Consider the following 16,132-nt stretch of genomic DNA (forward strand, 5'->3'; position numbering starts at 1 on the left):
GCCGGGAAGGCCATGACTTAAGTCAGGAGTGGTCCTTCTAGAACAGGGCCATGGCCAGCGCCTTGCGGGACACGGCCGTCCGGGGGTCCTGGTCTCCGACGATGGCATACAGGTCCACGAGGTGTTCGCGGGCGGTGTTGCGCTCCGCGCCCGGGTGGGCCGCGATGAAGCGCACCAGGCGGTGGAAGGCATCCTCCACGTGGCCGCCCAGGACATCGAGGTCCGCCACGTCGATCTGGGCCTGCACGTCGTCCGGCTCGGTCGCGCCACGCTCCCGGACGCTGTCGGCATCCATGGGCGAGGTGCGGGCCAGCAGCCCGGCGCGGGAGGACCCGAGCTTGGCCTCCGCGTCGGCCGGGTTCTCGGCCAGCGCCCTGCGGTAGGCGTCCTGCGCGCCCTCGTACCGGCCGGCGTCGAGCGCGTCCTGGGCTTCCTGATGCAGCGGCGGCAGCGGCGGGGCCTCCGGCTCCGGGCCGGAGTCGGCGCCTGCAGCACCCTCGCGCGGAGGACCGAGCGGGGGCACCGTGCCGGAGACCCCGTTCTGGGCCGCGGCCGCGAGGAGTTCGTCGAGGAGTTGGTCCAGCTGTTCGGCGGGGACGGGCTGGTTCAGCACCGGCACCGGCTGACCCGCCAGGACGGCGACGACGGCCGGGCCGGCCGCCAGCCCGAAGGCCGCCAGGACCTGGGGGTCGGCCTCGGCATCCACGCGGGCCAGGATGAGCCGGCCCCCGTGCGCGTCGACGGCCGGGGCCAGCAGATCATCGAGCTGCTGGCTGGCCGGGTTGGACGGGGCCGCCAGGTGGACCAGCACCGGCACCCGGGAGGACAACTGGATCAGTTGCTGCAGGTCACCCTGGGTGGCCTGGTCCAGGACCCAGCTGCCCGCGGGCACCCCGCCACCGGCCTGCTGGCCGGGCGCCCCCTGACGGGGCTGCTGCCCTGCCGGGGCCGGCTTGAGGGCGGACAGGTCGAGCGCCCCACGCAGGTGGGACGGCATCGCGGGCTGCTGGGACATACGGGGATTCCTCTTCCTGATGCTGGCTGGCGCGTGCTGACTCGCGCCTAGTCGAACGAGACGGCGTGCAGCTCGTCGGTCATGCCCACGAGCGACACCTTGGCATCGTCCCCGGTGGCACCCTCGGCGGGCACCCGGACGGCCAATACCTCACGGTACGTCATGCTGATCCCGCTGGTCGTCTCGTTGCTGGCCTCTCCGGCCTTGGCCGCGGCGAGGTCACCGCCGAGACTCACCGTGGCCCCGGGCTCGTCCGGGGTGACGTCCACGACGTTGTCGATGACGCTGACCACCAGAGCCGAGCCATCGGGCAGGCGCAGGGTGGTGGCCGCACCGGGGATCGCCTTCCGGGTGATCTTGATCGTGGCGTCCGGTGAGTCCTCGACCGAGCTGGCCTGGTACTTGTGGATCTCGTCGATGGCGGGGTTCTTCACCACCTGGTCCGCGAAGTCCGCCTCCGGATCACTCAGATACTGCGCCACGCCGGAGATGGCCTGACCGGGGCTCATGGCCAGGCCTTCGGCCTCAGCGGAGGCGATCACGTCTGCCCCGGTGAAGGACAGGTCGCTGGAGGGGAACTGTGCCCCGGGCGTCATCGGGGTGTTCGCGATGAGGTTGTAGTTCGTGCGGGCGGACTCCTGGCGCAGGACGAGCAGCTGCGGATTGCTGTTGCCCTCCCCCTCGGTGATCACGAGCAGGGACCGCGGGAAGGACGGATCGGACTGCGCCACCACGGACACCACGGGTGACGCGGCCACGGGTTCAGCGGCCTTGACGTCCTCCCCGAGTTCCCGGTTCTCGTAGTTGTCCGCGCGCATCTCGAGAGCTGGGCCGCTCACGCGGTAGGCCAGCTCACCGGCGTCCTGCGCCTCGTCGCCCTGTTCGACGATTCCGGCCACCTTGCCCAGGATGCGCTCCAGCTGGCTGTCGGTGACGATCGGGTACTGGTCCTCGCCACCTCCCGCCGGGGCCTCGGCGGACGGCGTCTCCGTGGCCTCAGCCGAGGCTTCGGTGGAAGCTTCGGCGGAGGGTTCGGTGGTGGCATCGGCGGTCGCGGGGCCGGCACCCGCCAGACCGGCCAGGGTCAGGATGGCGACGACGGCGCCCGTCACCCGGGTGCGCGCCGCACCGGATCCGCCAGCACCACCGGCGTCCTGCGGTGCCGGTCCGGTGCCGGTTCCGGTTCCGGACTGCAGGCCGGCGGCGGCTCCGGACCGGTGGTCGCCGGAGCCTCCGGAGTCATCGGAACCGGAGGACCGGCGGCGGATCAGGGTCCAGATGAGCAGGGCGAGGCCGACCAGGATCAGCAGGATGCCGATGACGAACAGCGGGATGATCCACGCGCTGTCACCGACCGTATTGGTCCACGTGACGGTCATCTCGGTGGGCGCCGGCTCGGTGCCGTCGGCGGCCACCAGCAGGGCCCATTCACCCTCCGAGGGGACGGACCAGCGCTGTTCGATGGTGCCGCTGGCCTCCTGGAGGTCCACCCACAGGTCGGAACCGGCCGGATCGGGCACCGTGGCCTCGCCGTCGGTGTGCTCCACCACCACCCGGGGGTCCTGTCCGCCCGCGACCTCGGCCTCGATGCCGGTCACGGTGTTGTGGGCGGACTCCCCGACCCAGGCCTCGATGTCCCGGGTCTGGCCCAGCATCACGGTGTAGTCGCCCTCGCCGGTCAGGGTGTACTCGACCGCCTCGTCCGCCGCACCGGCCACCTCGTTGATCCCGCCGGTGATGACCGTGAGCGGGGCGTCAGCGGGGGCGTCCACTTCCACACTATTGCTGCTGGCCGTCAGGGTGGTCGGGGGCGCCCAGATCGTCTGTAGCCCGATGGCGCCGAACAGGGCCACCAGGCCCAACACCAGGGCTACAACTCCGGATATTCCTCGCACGCGGTCAACCTGTCTGTGAGCGGTCTGATTCACCGTCAGAGTATAGCGGGAAGGTCACCGATTGATAACGATGCAGGTCATCGCCCACCGGGGTCCGGTGACGTAGCGTATCGCTTGTGCAGGACCATGATTCCGCCTCCGCGGACCCCGACGCAGCCGGCGCCTCCCCCCGGCCCGGGCCTCCGCCGGCCCCGGAGACCGAGCAGGCCCAGCAGGCCCAACAGGCCCCGAACCCCACCACGGCCGCTCGCGTCCGCCGCTGGGTCGCCGGACGGCGTCTGCCCGGGCCGCGGCCCCGTCCCCGCTTCGAGCTCCGCCCGCCGGTGTCCGAGTCCACGGGTCCGACGGATGCCCCGGCTGCAGACGGTTCCCCCGCGGGCGCAGCCGAGGCGGGCCTGCAGCAGCTGAGGACGGTCCAGTGGGCCCATCCGGTCCAGCTGGGCTTCCTGCTGACCTTCGGCGTGGGCCTGGCCCTGCTGCTCTTCGGGATCATCTCCGCCAACACCCAGTTGCTGGTGTGGATCGGTGCCGCACTGTTCATCGCGCTCGGCCTGGACCCGGTGGTGCGCCGCATCGAGTCCTGGGGCGCCCCACGGGGGGTCGGCGTGGCCGCCGCGGTGCTGATGTTGGCCGCCCTCCTGACCGCCTTCTTCTCGCTGCTGATCCCGATCGTGGTGGATCAGACGGCGAGCTTCATCAACGACCTGCCGCGGATGGTCTCCGACTTCCTGGAGTCCGAGTTCTTCCACGATCTGGACAGCCAGTTCGGCATCCACGACATCGCGATGAACGAGCTGGAGAAGTTCGTCGGCGACTCCGCCAATGTGACGGCGCTGTTCGGCGGACTCTTCGGGGTGGGCTCGGCCATCGTGAACACCGGTTTCTCCGTGCTGATCGTGCTGGTGCTGACCCTGTACTTCCTGGCCACCCTGCCCTCCATGAAGTACTGGGCCTACCGGCTGGCCCCGGCCTCCCGGCGCCCCCGGGTCGAGTTCCTGGGTGAGGAGATCACCTCCTCGGTGGGCCACTATGTGATCGGCCAGTCCGTGGTCGCCGGACTCAACGGACTCGTGGCCTTCGTCGCCATCTCGATCGCCGGGGTGCCGTTCGGCGCACTACTGGCCTTCTTCGCGGGCCTGATGGCGTTCGTCCCGCTCGTGGGTGCCCTGACCGGCGGCATCGTCGTCACCCTCGTGGCACTGATCAGCGGCTGGCAGGCGGCGCTGATCTTCGCCGCCATCTACTTCATCTACCTCCAGGTCGAGGCGTACTTCGTCTCCCCGCGCGTGATGAGCAAGGCCGTGGCCGTGCCGGGGTCCGTGGCCGTGATCGCGGTGATCGCCGGTGCCGCACTGCTGGGTGTGCTGGGGGCCCTCATGGCCATCCCGATGGCCGCCGCCGTGATGCTGGTCCTCAAGGAGGTGCTGATCCCGCGCCAGGACCGGATGTAGGTCCCGGGGCGATGTGAGTGGAGGGGGCGGGCCCTAGTACAGGCCGTCCTGACGGCGGGTGGACCAACAGGTGGGATGCCAGTGCCGCCGCTCGGCCCCGGCCGCCTCGTCGCCGAAGATCCAGTCACTGCGCCAGGCCACCAGATGCTGCTGGCCGGTCGGGATCGTCCGGCCGCAGCCCGGGCAGGTGTAGTCCTTCACCGCGCGCCAGGCGGGAATCCGCCGGACATGCCAGCCGCCGTCGTGCCCGTCCTCCTGCCGGTAACCGGGATCCAGGCCCAGCAGGCCGTCCAACCGGTCCTGGTGGCCGGGCCCCGGACCGCGGGCCCCTGACCGGCCTCGGGGCCGACCCTGCGGCTGCGACGAGGACTGACCCGGGCGGCGGCGGGGACGGTTTGAGCGTGGCACCCCTCCATGGTTCCACACCACCACTAGACTTCCCTGTGTGCGTTTGGTGATAGCCCGGTGTTCGGTCAACTACGAGGGGCGTCTGCGCGCCCACCTGCCCCAGGCGACCCGCCTGCTGATGGTCAAGGCGGACGGCTCCGTCCTGGTCCATTCGGACGGCGGGTCCTACAAGCCGCTGAACTGGATGAGCCCGCCGGCCACCCTGCGCACGGCGGAGCCCTCCGAGGAGCTGGCCGCGGAGGGCGTCACCCAGATCTGGACGGTGCAGGCCGCGAAGACCGACGACCGCCTGATCGTGCACCTCTTCGAGATCCTGCACGATTCCGCCCACGAGCTCGGCGTGGACCCGGGCCTGGTCAAGGACGGGGTCGAGGCCGACCTCCAACGGCTGCTGGCCGAGCAGATCGAACTACTCGGCGCCGGTCACACGCTGGTCCGCCGCGAGCACATGACCGCGATCGGTCCCGTGGACCTCCTCGCGCGGGATGCCGCCGGGGTCACCATCGCCGTGGAACTCAAGCGTCGCGGGGACATCGACGGCGTGGAACAGCTCACCCGCTACCTCGAGCTGATGAACCGCGACCCCCTGCTCGCCCCCGTGCGCGGCGTGTTCGCCGCCCAGCAGATCAAGCCCCAGGCCCGTACCCTGGCGGAGGACCGGGGCATCCGTTGCCTCGTGTTGGACTACGACGCCATGCGCGGCGTGGATGATGCGGACTCCCGGCTCTTCTGAGCCCGGCCGGCCCCCGCTGCCGGACCGGCTGCGCACACCGGGGCTCGTGGACCAGCACTGCCACGGTTTCGCCGGCGTGGACTTCTCCACCGCCCCGGTCCACTCGGTGCGGGACGCCGTCCGCGAACTCTCCCTGAACGGGGTCACCCGGGTGGTGGCCTCCCTGCCGACGCTGCCCGGCCACGAGATGCTGGCCGCCGTGCGGCGGTTGGCACCGCTCGTGGAGGACGGCACCCTGGCCGGACTCCACCTCGAGGGTCCGTTCCTCGCGCACAGCCGCTGCGGGGCCCAGTCCCCCGCCGACCTGCAGGACCCGGCCGACCCCGCCTCCCGCCGGTGGCTGTCCGAGGTGTTGGAGGCCGGGCGCTGCGCGGGCGGGCAGGCGATCGTCGCGATGACCTACGCACCCGAGCTGGACGGCGCCGAGGCCGTGGAGGCCGCGTTGACGGCGCACGGCGTGCTGCCCTGCCCCGGCCACACCGATGCCACGGCGGCCCAGCTCGGAGCCGCCGTGGACCGGTTGACGGCCCCCGGGCGGGCTCTCACCCCGGCGGATCCGGCGCGCACCCCGGCCGTGACCCACCTGTTCAACGCCATGCGCGGTTTCCACCACCGCGAGCCCGGCCCCGTCCCGCTGCTGCTGCGCGCCGCGGCCGAGGGACGGCTGCGGGTGGAGCTGATCGCGGACGGCCACCATGTGGATCCGGGACTCGTGGTCGACCTGCTGGCCCTCGCGCCCGCCGCCGTGTGCGTGGTCTCGGACGCCTCGGCGGCCACGGGCGCACCGGAAGGCACCTACACCCTGGGCCGGATGGGTATCCAGGCCGGTCCCCCGGCGGCCGGGGACGCGCCTCGGCTCGCGGGTAACAGCACCCTGGCCTCCGGATCCGTCCCGTTGGACGGCGCCCTGCGGAACCTGTTGCGCTGGGGCGTCCCGCTGCGGGCGGCCCTCGCGGCGGTCAGCACGACGCCGGCCAGGACCCTTCCGGCCCACCGCCGGGATACGGGGTGGGTCGAATGGGTGACGGACCCGGAGACCGGCACCATCGCACCCGGGCGACCGGCCGTCGTCGTGCCCCCGCTGTTGCCTTGACTGTTGCCTTGACGCGACCCGGCTTGAACACCGACCTGACTTAAACACCACAGCCCCGGGAAGATCCGGGGCTGCGGTGTTGCGGCTGGCGTGACCCGTGGGTCACAAGGGCTTGCGCCGGGGACTGCGCGGCGGAGGTTGCCGCCACGTGCCGAACCCGATCGAGGGACCGGATTCGATCCAGGCTGAGAGTCCGGAACAGGCGTCCGTGTTGATGGCCAGGGTGATCGGCGCGGGACCGCCGTCCACGCGCACCACCACCACTCCGTCCTGGCCCACGGCACCCTCCCGGTGCAACCGGAGCTGATGGCGGGCCGCCGACCACCGGGGCCGGGGGTCCACGGACGCGACCGTCAGCAGGTCGAGACCGGATTCGTCATACCGTCCGATCACCCGGATGCCCCGGGAGTCCTTCCCGGGGCGCCGGATCCGGGCCGTGAAGGTCCCGGGGGTCCGCACCAACGTGCGCCAACGCCACCACACCATGAAGGCGATGACCAGCACGGCCGCCACGAGGGCGGCGATCAGGGCGGACCACCCGGCACTCACCTCAGGCCGCGTCCCGCCCGGAGCCTTCGCCCTGGAGGCTGGCCGCCCCGGCCACGATGACCACGCGGTCATGGTCCACGGAGAAGAACCCGCCTTCAGCGTGTGCCGTGACGGTCTGGCCGTTCAGCTGCTGGACCACAACGTCGCCGTCGCCCAGCACGGCCAGCAGCGGTGAGTGACCGGGAAGGATCCCGATCTCGCCGTCGATGGTCCGGGCGCTGACCGACTGCGCCGGGCCGGACCACACGAAGCGGTCCTCGGCCACGATCTCCACTTCGAGTTCGCGCTCAGCCATGGATCAGTTCTCCGACTGGATCTTGGCCCAGTTGCGCTCGACGTCGTCCAGGCCGCCGACGTTGTAGAAGGCCTGCTCGGAGATGTGGTCGAGGTCACCGTCGGCGATGGCCGTGAAGCCCTCGATGGTGTCCTTGATCGGCACGGTCGAACCCTCCACGCCGGTGAACTGCTTGGCGGTGTAGGTGTTCTGGGACAGGAACTGCTCGATGCGGCGGGCGCGGGAGACGACGATCTTGTCCTCTTCCGAGAGCTCGTCCACACCGAGGATCGCGATGATGTCCTGCAGTTCCTTGTTCTTCTGCAGGATCTGCTTGACGCGGGTCGCGGTGGTGTAGTGGTCCTGGCCCACGTACTGGGGGTCGAGGATGCGCGAGGTCGAGGCCAGCGGATCCACGGCCGGGTACAGGCCACGGGAGGCCAGGGTACGGGTCAGGTTCGTGGTGGCGTCCAGGTGGGCGAACACGTTGGCCGGAGCCGGGTCCGTGTAGTCGTCCGCGGGGACGTAGACGGCCTGCATCGAAGTGATGGAGTGACCGCGGGTGGAGGTGATCCGCTCCTGCAGCACGCCCATCTCATCGGCGAGGTTCGGCTGGTAGCCCACGGCCGAGGGCATGCGGCCCAGCAGCGTGGAGACCTCGGAACCGGCCTGGGAGAACCGGAAGATGTTGTCGATGAACAGCAGCACGTCCTGGTTCATCTCGTCGCGGAAGTACTCGGCCATGGTCAGGGCCGAGAGAGCGACGCGCAGGCGCGTGCCCGGCGGCTCATCCATCTGGCCGAAGACCAGGGCGGTGTCCTTGAGGACGTTCGCCTCTTCCATCTCGACCCAGAGGTCGTTGCCCTCACGGGTACGCTCACCGACACCGGCGAACACCGAGGTACCGCCGAAGTTGCGGGCCACACGGGTGATCATCTCCTGGATCAGCACGGTCTTGCCCACGCCGGCGCCGCCGAACAGGCCGATCTTGCCGCCCTTGATGTACGGCGTCAGCAGGTCGATGACCTTGATGCCGGTCTCGAGCATCTCCGTGGAGCCCTCGAGGGTGGCGAAGCTCGGGGCCGGACGGTGGATGGGCCAGCGCTCGGTGACCTGCAGCTCCGAGATCGGCACGTCCAGGGACTCGCCGAGCACGTTGAAGATGTGCCCCTTGACGACCTCGCCGACCGGCACCGAGATCGGTGCGCCGGAGTCGACCACGGCGGAACCGCGGACCAGGCCGTCGGTGGACTGCAGGGAGATGGCGCGGATCAGGTTGTCACCCAGGTGCTGCGCGGTCTCGAAGGTGATGGTGCGGGTCTCGCCGTTGACGGTGAGCTCGGCGGTCAGGGCGTTGTACACGCCCGGCATCGAGTCCGCGGGGAACTCGGCGTCGATCACCGGCCCAATGACGCGGGCGATGCGACCGATGGCGCCGCCGGTGGCGGTACCGGTGCCCTGTTCGTTCGTGGTGGCAGTCATCTCTCTCACTTCTCTGGTGTGGCTTGAGGATCTATGTCAGTTGCGGTGGTGCGTCGCGTTCGGTGTCAGGACGCGCTCAAGGCGTCCGCACCGGCGATCAGTTCGGTGAGTTCCTGGGTGATCTCGGCCTGGCGGGCGTTGTTCATCTTCAGGGTGTACTCGCGGACCAGGTCCTTGGCGTTGTCACCGGCGGACTTCATGGCCCGCTGGCGGTTCGCCAACTCAGACGCCGAGGCCTGGAGCATCGCCGTGAAGATCCGGGATTCGATGTACTTCGGCAGCAACGCGTCCAGGACGTCCTCGGGGGCGGGCTCGTACTCGTAGAGCGGGTACAGCTCGGACTCGTCGGTGACCTCCTCCTCCACGACCTCCAGCGGCAGCAGCCGGACGACGGTCGGCACCTGGGACACCAACGAGTGGAACGCGGTGTAGACCACATGGATCTCATCCACGCCGCCGGACTCGGTGTCCGTCAGGAAGGAATCCACGAGGTTCTCGCCGATCTCCCGGGCCCGCAGGAACTGCGGGGCGTCGGTGTTGCCCGACCAGAACTTCTTGTACTCACGGTTGCGGAAGTCGAAGTACCCCTGCGCCTTGCGGCCCACGAGGTAGATGTCGGTCTCCTTGCCGGCCGAATGCAGTGACTCGAGCAGTTCCTCCGCGTGGCGCAGGATGTTCGCCGAGTAGGCGCCGGCCATGCCGCGGTCGGAGGACAGCACCAGCACGGCGGCGCGCTTCGGGTCCTCGACCTCGGAGGTCAGCACGTGCTCGATGTCCTGCTGCGATGACACGGCGGACACGGCGCGGGTGATCGCGTTGGCGTACGGCAGTGAAGCGGACACGCGTTCACGTGCCTTGCCGATGCGGGACGTGGCGATCAGCTCCATCGCCTTGAAGATCTTCTGCATCGACTGGGTCGAGGCGATCTTCTGGCGGTAGACCCGGATCTGGGCTCCCATGGTGGTCCTTTCCTTACGTGTCCGCCCCTGCGGGTCCCGCCCGTCCCGCCCTCACGGGGTGGGGATGGGGGGACCTGCAGCGGCATCGCGGGTCAGCGCTTCTGCTTGACGATCTTTTCCTGGGTGACCTCATCGGCCGACAACGGCTGGTGCTCCTCGTGGCCGGCGGCTACGAGCTTGTTGTCGCCTTCACCGAAGAAGCCCTTCTTGAACGCCTCGACCTCGGTCTTCAGCGCCTCGAGGGTGGAGTCCTCCAGCTTGCCGGTCTCACGGATCGGGCCCAGGACCGCGTTCTTGTGGCGCAGGTGATCGATGAAATCACGCTCGAAACGCAGCACGTCCTCCACCGGCACCTCGTCCAGGTGGCCGTTGGAGCCGGCCCAGATGGAGACGACCTGCTCCTCCACCGGATACGGGGTGTACTGCGGCTGCTTGAGCAGCTCCGTCAGGCGCTCACCACGGGCCAGCTGGCGGCGGGTGGCCGGGTCCAGGTCCGAGGCGAACATGGCGAAGGCCTGCTGGTCCCGGTACTGGGCCAGGTCCAGCTTCAGCGTGCCGGAGACCTTCTTCATGGCCTTGACCTGCGCGGCACCACCCACGCGGGACACCGAGATGCCCACGTCGACGGCCGGGCGCTGGTTGGCGTTGAACAGGTCCGAGTCCAGGAAGATCTGGCCGTCGGTGATCGAGATGACGTTGGTCGGGATGTAGGCCGAGACGTCGTTGGCCTTGGTCTCCACGATCGGCAGGCCGGTCATGGAACCGCCACCCAGCTCATCGGAGAGCTTGGCACAACGCTCGAGCAACCGGGAGTGCAGGTAGAAGACGTCGCCCGGGTAGGCCTCGCGGCCCGGCGGACGGCGCAGCAGCAGCGAGACGGCACGGTAGGCCTCGGCCTGCTTGGAGAGGTCGTCGAAGATGATCAGGACGTGCTTGCCGCCGTACATCCAGTGCTGGCCGATGGCCGAGCCTGCGAACGGGGCCAGGTACTTGAAGCCGGCCGGGTCGGAGGCCGGGGACGCCACGATGGTGGTGTACTCCAGGGCACCGTGCTCCTCCAGCGTCTGCCGCACGGCGGCGATCGTGGACGCCTTCTGGCCCACGGCGACGTAGATGCAGCGGACCTGCTTGGTCGGGTCGCCTGAGTCCCAGTTGGCCTTCTGGTTCAGGATCGTGTCGATCCCGATGGCCGTCTTGCCGGTCTGGCGGTCACCGATGATCAGCTGACGCTGGCCGCGGCCGATCGGGATCATGGCGTCGATCGACTTCATGCCGGTCTGCAGCGGTTCCTCGACGGACTTGCGCTCGGTCACGCCCGGGGCCTGTAGCTCCATGGCACGGCGGGCCTCAGCCTCCACCGGGCCCAGGTCGTCCATCGGTGCACCCAGCGGGTCCACCACGCGGCCGAGGAAGGCATCGCCCACCGGCACGGAGAGGACCTCGCCGGTGCGCTGGACCTCCTGGCCCTCTTCGACGCCCTGGAAGTCGCCGAGCACCACGACACCGATCTCTCGGGTGTCGAGGTTCTGGGCCAGGCCCAGGGTGCCGTCCTCGAAGCGCAGCAGCTCGTTGGCCATGACGGAGGGAAGACCCTCCACACGGGCGATGCCGTCTGCGGCGGAGACGACGTGCCCGACCTCCACACGTTCGGTGCTGGACGGTTCGTAGGATGCCGCGAATTCATTCAGGGCATTGCGAACATCGTCAGCGTTGATGGTCAAGTCGGCCATCTGCGTTCCCTGCTCTCTAACGTTGGTGATCATCGAGGAGACGATGATGCGAAGGTGTCTGGTGGTTCGTCTGGCCGGACTCAGCCGGCCATCTTCCGCTGGAGGTCATGCAGTCGGGACTGCAGGGAGGAGTCGACGACGTCGTCTCCGACCTGGACCCGGATGCCGCCTACCAGCTCGGGATCGACGGCCACGTCCAACTTCAGGTCGCGGCCAAAGAGGCGCTTCAATCCGGCGGCGAGCCGGTCCTGCTGGGCCGGTGCCAGCGGCCGGGCCACGGTGACGTCGGCAATCCACAGCTTCTGACGCCGCGTCACGGTCTCCACGAAGTCGCGGATCAGCTTCACTGGCTTGTGGCCCCGAGGCGACTGCGCCGCCTGGCGCACCAGGAGCTTCGCCCCCACCGAGCCGCTGTGCAGCAACCGCTCCGCCAGGTCGCCCTTGGCCGAGGCGGGAGCCTGCGGATCAGTCAGTGCACGCTGGAGACCATGGGACTGCTCCACCGCACGGTTGAAGGTCAACAGCTCCGAGGACAGACGTTCCAGTCCGTCCAGCCCGTCCTGCTCTGCCGAGGCGGCCACGGCGGTGACGGCCAGCTGTTCCAACGCGTCACCGAAGTCCCGTGGCTGGGACCACTTGTGCCCGGCCAGGGTGTTGAGGACGGACAAGGCCCCCTCGGACACCTTCGACCCGAACAGGGAGCCGACCACACCGGTGCGACGCTCGACCGACCACGAGGGATCGGTCAGGGCGCGGCGCAACGGGGCGCTGGAGTCCACCGCGTCGAGGGCGGTGAACAGCTCGGCGGCCAGGGAGGCACCGCCGGAGACGAGGACGGGATCCAGCTCCGTGCGGGCTGCGGCCAGCGAATCGCTCGATGCACCTGCCATTATTCAGCCACACCTGCCGTGGAGGCCGCGTTGCGGTCCAGGTCCTCGAGGAACCGGTCCACCACGCGCTGCGAGCGGGAGTCGTCCTCCAGGGATTCGCCGACGATCCGGCTGGCCAGGGTGGTGGCCAGGGAACCGACGTCATGGCGCAGCGAGGCCTCGGCCTGGATGCGCTCGGCGGCGATCTGGGTGTGGGCCTGTTCCACCAGTCGGGCCGATTCTGCGCTGGCCTTCTCCCGGGCCTCGGCCAGGATCTGGGCACCTTCGGTGCGCGCCTCCTCGCGGATGCGGTTGGCCTCGGCGTACCCGTCCTGCTGCTGCTGCTCGTAGTTGGCCTTCAGGGCGTTGGCCTCAGCCTGCGCCTTCTCAGCCTTCTCGAGTCCGCCTTCGATGGCGTCGACGCGGTTCTGGTAGGCGTTCTCCAGAGCCGGAGCGATGTACTTCACCACCAGGAACATCAGCACGGCGAAGCCGACTGCGGTGACGAGTATCTCCCACCAGTTGGGAAGCAGGGGGTTCGCGCCCTCGCCGGCAGCGAGGATCGCTTCAGTCCTGATCATGTTTCAACCATCCTTTGGTGAAGTTCCTGTCATGGGTGGCCGATCCGCACGGGTGCGCTCCGGCCGGTCTCATGTCAGGAAGGATCAGACTCCGACGACGAAGGCGAAGACCAGGCCGAGGATGGCGAGGGCTTCGGCGAGGGCGAAGCCGAGCAGTGCGATCGGCTGCAGGATGCGCTGGGCCTCCGGCTGGCGTGCCACACCGTTGATGTAGGCGGCGAAGATGAGGCCCACGCCAATGGCGGAGCCGATGGCGGCCAGGCCGTAGCCGATCATGTTGAGAGAACCGTGCAGTTCCATGGTGTTCCTTTCAAGATGCCTGTCGGCAGGTTGTGAGGGTGTTCCCGGCGTGGATCCGACGGATGCCGGTACCGGGAAGCATTGTGGTGGCGGACGGATCCGCCGAACCGGTGCTACGGCCACCTCGGGCGGCCGTCACACCGGAAGGTCAGTGGTCGTTGGCGGCAAGCGCCCCTTGGATGTAGATCGCGGTCAGCAGGGTGAAGACGAAGGCCTGCAGGAACATGATCAACAGCTCCAGGAAGTACATGGCCACGGAGCCCAGGATCACCAGGACACCGGTGGCCTGCAGCGCCACGTTGCCGGTCTCCATGATCAGGAACTGGGCGCCGGAGCCCGCCAGTATCACGATCATGTGGCCGGAGAGCATGGTCGCCATCAGACGCAGTGAGTGCGTCAGCGGGCGGACGATGAAGTTCGAGATGATCTCCAGCGGCACGAGCAGCGGCAGGATCCAGCCGGGGACACCGCTGGGCACCACGGCCAGCTTGAAGTAACGCAGTCCGTTGCGCTTGATCCCCAGGCCGATCCAGATGATGTAGACGATGATCGCCAGGGCGTACGCGGATCCGGCGTGCGAGAAGCTCGGAAGCTGCAGGAAGGGGATGGCGCCGAAGAAGTTGTTGATCACCACGAAGAAGAACGTGCCGAACAGCAGCGGCACGAAGGGCTTGAACTCCTTCTCGCCGATGATGTCGCGGCCCATGCCGTTACGGACGAAGGCGTAGCCGGACTCGGCGAGCCACTGGACCTTGCCCGGGACCAGACCGGGCTTACGCATGGCCAGCATGAAGAAGGCGGAGATGAGGATCACCGAGAGGATGATCATCAGCATCTGCTTGCCGAAACCGGTGCCATACTCGGCCATCCAGGGCAGGATGTCCGGCAGGTGGGTCTGGTCGATCGTGGGAGGAGCGAATCCACCCTCATCGGTGGAGCTGGCGAGCACGATCGGTAGCACGCTGATCCTCTCTGCAGGTGTCGGACGTCGGAACGCGGTCGGCGGTTTCCCACCGGAGCGGTCAAGCAGGCGGCACAGCGCAGTCCAGACCGTCGTTATTGATCGTTGATGAGCCTATCAAACCGGCAACGGTGCTGATGACCACCAGGCCCGTTTTAAGGCCGTTTCAGGCCGCTTTGGCGTTTTATTTCTACGATGCGTCGAAGAATGGTCACGATTCGACCCACAGTCGCCGATCAGGCGCCGGTCAGTCGTCATAGATCTGCTGCCGAGTCCGCGCGAAGACCATGACCTCGATGACCTGCCAGGAGACGATCGCCACGATGGCACCGATCCCCGCGGCCGTCCGGTCCAGCCCTTCAGGCGGCGGCACCACCGTGAGCAGCAGGGCCATCAGCACGATCTTCATCACGAAGCCGAACAGGGAGATGAAGATCGCCTGCTCCCGCCACCGGTCCCAGGACCAGGCGGTCAGCAGCAGGGTGGCACCGGACAGGATGACGACGACGGCCCCGGCCAGTGCCAGCGACGCGGCGGCCGTCCCGCCGCCGGCCTCCGGGCCGATGATCAGCCAGGCCAGCCCGGCGGCGAGCAGCAGCGAGGCCGAGGCTCCGATCAGGCAGGCGGTGAGGATGCCCCACCAGCCCCGGGTGTTGGTCCTGCGGATCATGTCTCCAGCTCCCTCGGGTCTTCTGGTCCGTCGACTGCGGCTGTTCCGGCTGGTGTCCTCCGGGCCCGGAGTGACCGGCGTACCCAGGGGTGCAGGGTGAGGTAGCCGGCGCCCAGCAGCAGCACGCCGACCACTGCCAGCACGATCCACCATTCCACGAAGTTCAGGGCCACCACCCCGTACGCGATCAGGAAGGTCCACAGGTACAGCAGCAGCACGGCCTGGCGGTGGGTCCAGCCGCCGTCGACCAGCTTGTGGTGCAGGTGCCCGCGGTCGGCGGAGAAGGGGCTGGCCCCCCGCACCGTCCGGCGCACCACGGCCAGACCCAGGTCCAGCAGGGGCAGGGCCATGACGGCGATCGGCAGCAGGATCGGCATGTAGGCCGGCACGTTGCGGAACCGGAAGCCCTCCTGCATGTCCCCGACCGTGGCGGTGACCGCCACGGCGGCCGTGGCCAGCAGCAGGCCGATGAGCATGGCGCCGACCTCGCCCATGAAGATCCTGGCCGGGTTGAAGTTGTGGGGTAGGAATCCCAGGCAGGAGCCCACCAGGACGGCCATGAGGAGCGTGGCCAGGTTGGAGTAGTCGAACTCGTTGATGGTCCGTGTCAGCAGGTAGGTGTAGATGAAGAAGGCCGAGCCGCCGATCGCGGCCATCCCCGCCGCCAATCCGTCCAGGCCGTCCACGAAGTTGATGGCGTTCATGGTCAGCACGAGGATGAAGATTGTCAGGCCGATCTGGACGGGCTCGTTGCCGACGGCGATCCACCCCACGGGCATGGCCTCGACCCGGATCCCGTGGAAGGCCACCAAGGCGGCCGCCGAGACCTGGCCCGCCAGCTTGAGCGTCCAGTGCAGGTCCCAGAGGTCATCCGCGACCCCCATGAGCACCACCACCCCCAGGGCCAGCAACAGGCCGTGCAGCGGACCGGGATCCGAGTAGATGCCGTCCAGGAAGGGCACCATGGCCCCGATCGCCAGCGCCACCAGCACGGCCGCGAGCATGGCGACCCCGCCGAGCTTGGGCACCGGTTCGCGGTGGACGTCCCGTTGGCGCCGCGGGGTGAACACGCGACCGGCCAGGGCGAGCCGGCGCACGGCCGGCGTGAGCGCGAAACTCACCACGGCGGAGAGCGCCAGCAACATCAGGTAGACCTTCATGG

17 protein-coding genes are annotated in these 16,132 nt (G+C 68.9%); 3 read left to right on the top strand and 14 right to left on the bottom strand.

Annotated elements, in window-relative coordinates:
- Positions 1-37 precede the first annotated feature (37 nt).
- Positions 38-1,015, bottom strand: coding sequence for a co-chaperone YbbN (locus ACSU1G_RS23540; protein ID WP_439282450.1), 978 nt, complete (start codon positions 1,013-1,015; stop codon positions 38-40).
- 47 nt (positions 1,016-1,062) lie between these two features.
- Positions 1,063-2,943, bottom strand: coding sequence for a hypothetical protein (locus ACSU1G_RS23545; RefSeq protein WP_439282451.1), 1,881 nt, complete (start codon positions 2,941-2,943; stop codon positions 1,063-1,065).
- Between the two features lie 83 nt (positions 2,944-3,026).
- Here ACSU1G_RS23545 and ACSU1G_RS23550 point away from each other — a divergent pair, with 83 nt between their 5' ends.
- Positions 3,027-4,361 (top strand): AI-2E family transporter, encoded by a 1,335-nt coding sequence (locus tag ACSU1G_RS23550; RefSeq protein ID WP_439282452.1) that lies wholly within the window; start codon positions 3,027-3,029, stop codon positions 4,359-4,361.
- Positions 4,362-4,394: 33 nt separating this feature from the next.
- On the opposite strand, the gene ACSU1G_RS23555 is transcribed toward ACSU1G_RS23550, so the two are convergent.
- Positions 4,395-4,769 carry a hypothetical protein gene (locus ACSU1G_RS23555; protein WP_439282453.1) on the bottom strand — a complete coding sequence of 125 codons (375 nt, stop codon included), beginning with the start codon at positions 4,767-4,769 and terminating at the stop codon, positions 4,395-4,397.
- 37 nt (positions 4,770-4,806) lie between these two features.
- Here ACSU1G_RS23555 and nucS point away from each other — a divergent pair, with 37 nt between their 5' ends.
- Complete coding sequence (gene nucS / locus ACSU1G_RS23560; protein ID WP_439282454.1) at positions 4,807-5,502, top strand: endonuclease NucS; 696 nt, start codon at positions 4,807-4,809, stop codon at positions 5,500-5,502.
- Positions 5,477-6,595: an N-acetylglucosamine-6-phosphate deacetylase gene (locus tag ACSU1G_RS23565; protein ID WP_439282455.1), complete on the top strand. Its 1,119-nt coding sequence runs from the start codon at positions 5,477-5,479 to the stop codon at positions 6,593-6,595. The genes nucS and ACSU1G_RS23565 overlap by 26 nt, the downstream gene beginning before the upstream one ends.
- A 102-nt stretch (positions 6,596-6,697) precedes the next feature.
- Here the strand turns inward: ACSU1G_RS23565 and ACSU1G_RS23570 are convergent, their stop codons facing one another.
- The 11 genes from ACSU1G_RS23570 to ACSU1G_RS23620 all read right to left on the bottom strand — a co-directional run bounded on the left by ACSU1G_RS23570 (position 6,698) and on the right by ACSU1G_RS23620 (position 16,130).
- Positions 6,698-7,144, bottom strand: a complete 447-nt coding sequence (locus ACSU1G_RS23570; protein ID WP_439282456.1) for a DUF2550 family protein — start codon at positions 7,142-7,144, stop codon at positions 6,698-6,700.
- A 1-nt stretch (position 7,145) separates the two neighbouring features.
- On the bottom strand, positions 7,146-7,439 hold the full coding sequence (locus ACSU1G_RS23575; RefSeq protein ID WP_439282457.1) for a F0F1 ATP synthase subunit epsilon: 294 nt from the start codon (positions 7,437-7,439) through the stop codon (positions 7,146-7,148).
- Positions 7,440-7,442: 3 nt separating this feature from the next.
- On the bottom strand, positions 7,443-8,900 hold the full coding sequence (gene atpD / locus ACSU1G_RS23580; protein WP_439282458.1) for a F0F1 ATP synthase subunit beta: 1,458 nt from the start codon (positions 8,898-8,900) through the stop codon (positions 7,443-7,445).
- A 65-nt stretch (positions 8,901-8,965) separates the two neighbouring features.
- Positions 8,966-9,859, bottom strand: coding sequence for a F0F1 ATP synthase subunit gamma (locus ACSU1G_RS23585; RefSeq protein ID WP_439282459.1), 894 nt, complete (start codon positions 9,857-9,859; stop codon positions 8,966-8,968).
- A gap of 92 nt (positions 9,860-9,951) precedes the next feature.
- A complete protein-coding gene (atpA, locus tag ACSU1G_RS23590) occupies positions 9,952-11,589 on the bottom strand; it encodes a F0F1 ATP synthase subunit alpha (RefSeq protein ID WP_439282460.1) in 1,638 nt (545 codons plus the stop codon).
- Between the two features lie 80 nt (positions 11,590-11,669).
- On the bottom strand, positions 11,670-12,479 hold the full coding sequence (locus ACSU1G_RS23595; protein WP_439282461.1) for a F0F1 ATP synthase subunit delta: 810 nt from the start codon (positions 12,477-12,479) through the stop codon (positions 11,670-11,672).
- Positions 12,479-13,039, bottom strand: a complete 561-nt coding sequence (locus ACSU1G_RS23600; RefSeq protein WP_439282462.1) for a F0F1 ATP synthase subunit B — start codon at positions 13,037-13,039, stop codon at positions 12,479-12,481. Before ACSU1G_RS23600 ends, ACSU1G_RS23595 begins: the two co-directional genes overlap by 1 nt.
- An 84-nt stretch (positions 13,040-13,123) precedes the next feature.
- Positions 13,124-13,339, bottom strand: a complete 216-nt coding sequence (locus ACSU1G_RS23605) for an ATP synthase F0 subunit C (RefSeq protein ID WP_137773951.1) — start codon at positions 13,337-13,339, stop codon at positions 13,124-13,126.
- Between the two features lie 148 nt (positions 13,340-13,487).
- Entirely contained in the window at positions 13,488-14,300 is an 813-nt protein-coding gene (atpB, locus tag ACSU1G_RS23610) for a F0F1 ATP synthase subunit A (protein WP_439282463.1), read from the bottom strand.
- 247 nt (positions 14,301-14,547) lie between these two features.
- On the bottom strand, positions 14,548-14,970 hold the full coding sequence (locus tag ACSU1G_RS23615; RefSeq protein WP_439282464.1) for a hypothetical protein: 423 nt from the start codon (positions 14,968-14,970) through the stop codon (positions 14,548-14,550).
- A complete protein-coding gene (locus ACSU1G_RS23620; protein ID WP_439282465.1) occupies positions 14,967-16,130 on the bottom strand; it encodes an MraY family glycosyltransferase in 1,164 nt (387 codons plus the stop codon). Before ACSU1G_RS23620 ends, ACSU1G_RS23615 begins: the two co-directional genes overlap by 4 nt.
- Positions 16,131-16,132: the final 2 nt, after the last annotated feature.

Source organism: Microbacterium sp. A93, assembly GCF_051842835.1.

Bases quoted from the DNA above. Each gene is read 5' to 3' on its own strand.
- ACSU1G_RS23540 (WP_439282450.1), bottom strand. From the start codon at position 1,015: ATGTCCCAGCAGCCCGCGATGCCGTCCCACCTGCGTGGGGCGCTCGAC.
- ACSU1G_RS23565 (WP_439282455.1), top strand. From the start codon at position 5,477: ATGATGCGGACTCCCGGCTCTTCTGAGCCCGGCCGGCCCCCGCTGCCG.
- ACSU1G_RS23575 (WP_439282457.1), bottom strand. From the start codon at position 7,439: ATGGCTGAGCGCGAACTCGAAGTGGAGATCGTGGCCGAGGACCGCTTC.
- atpD (WP_439282458.1), bottom strand. From the start codon at position 8,900: ATGACTGCCACCACGAACGAACAGGGCACCGGTACCGCCACCGGCGGC.
- ACSU1G_RS23585 (WP_439282459.1), bottom strand. From the start codon at position 9,859: ATGGGAGCCCAGATCCGGGTCTACCGCCAGAAGATCGCCTCGACCCAG.
- atpA (WP_439282460.1), bottom strand. From the start codon at position 11,589: ATGGCCGACTTGACCATCAACGCTGACGATGTTCGCAATGCCCTGAAT.
- ACSU1G_RS23595 (WP_439282461.1), bottom strand. From the start codon at position 12,479: ATGGCAGGTGCATCGAGCGATTCGCTGGCCGCAGCCCGCACGGAGCTG.
- ACSU1G_RS23600 (WP_439282462.1), bottom strand. From the start codon at position 13,039: ATGATCAGGACTGAAGCGATCCTCGCTGCCGGCGAGGGCGCGAACCCC.
- ACSU1G_RS23605 (WP_137773951.1), bottom strand. From the start codon at position 13,339: ATGGAACTGCACGGTTCTCTCAACATGATCGGCTACGGCCTGGCCGCC.
- ACSU1G_RS23615 (WP_439282464.1), bottom strand. From the start codon at position 14,970: ATGATCCGCAGGACCAACACCCGGGGCTGGTGGGGCATCCTCACCGCC.
- ACSU1G_RS23620 (WP_439282465.1), bottom strand. From the start codon at position 16,130: ATGAAGGTCTACCTGATGTTGCTGGCGCTCTCCGCCGTGGTGAGTTTC.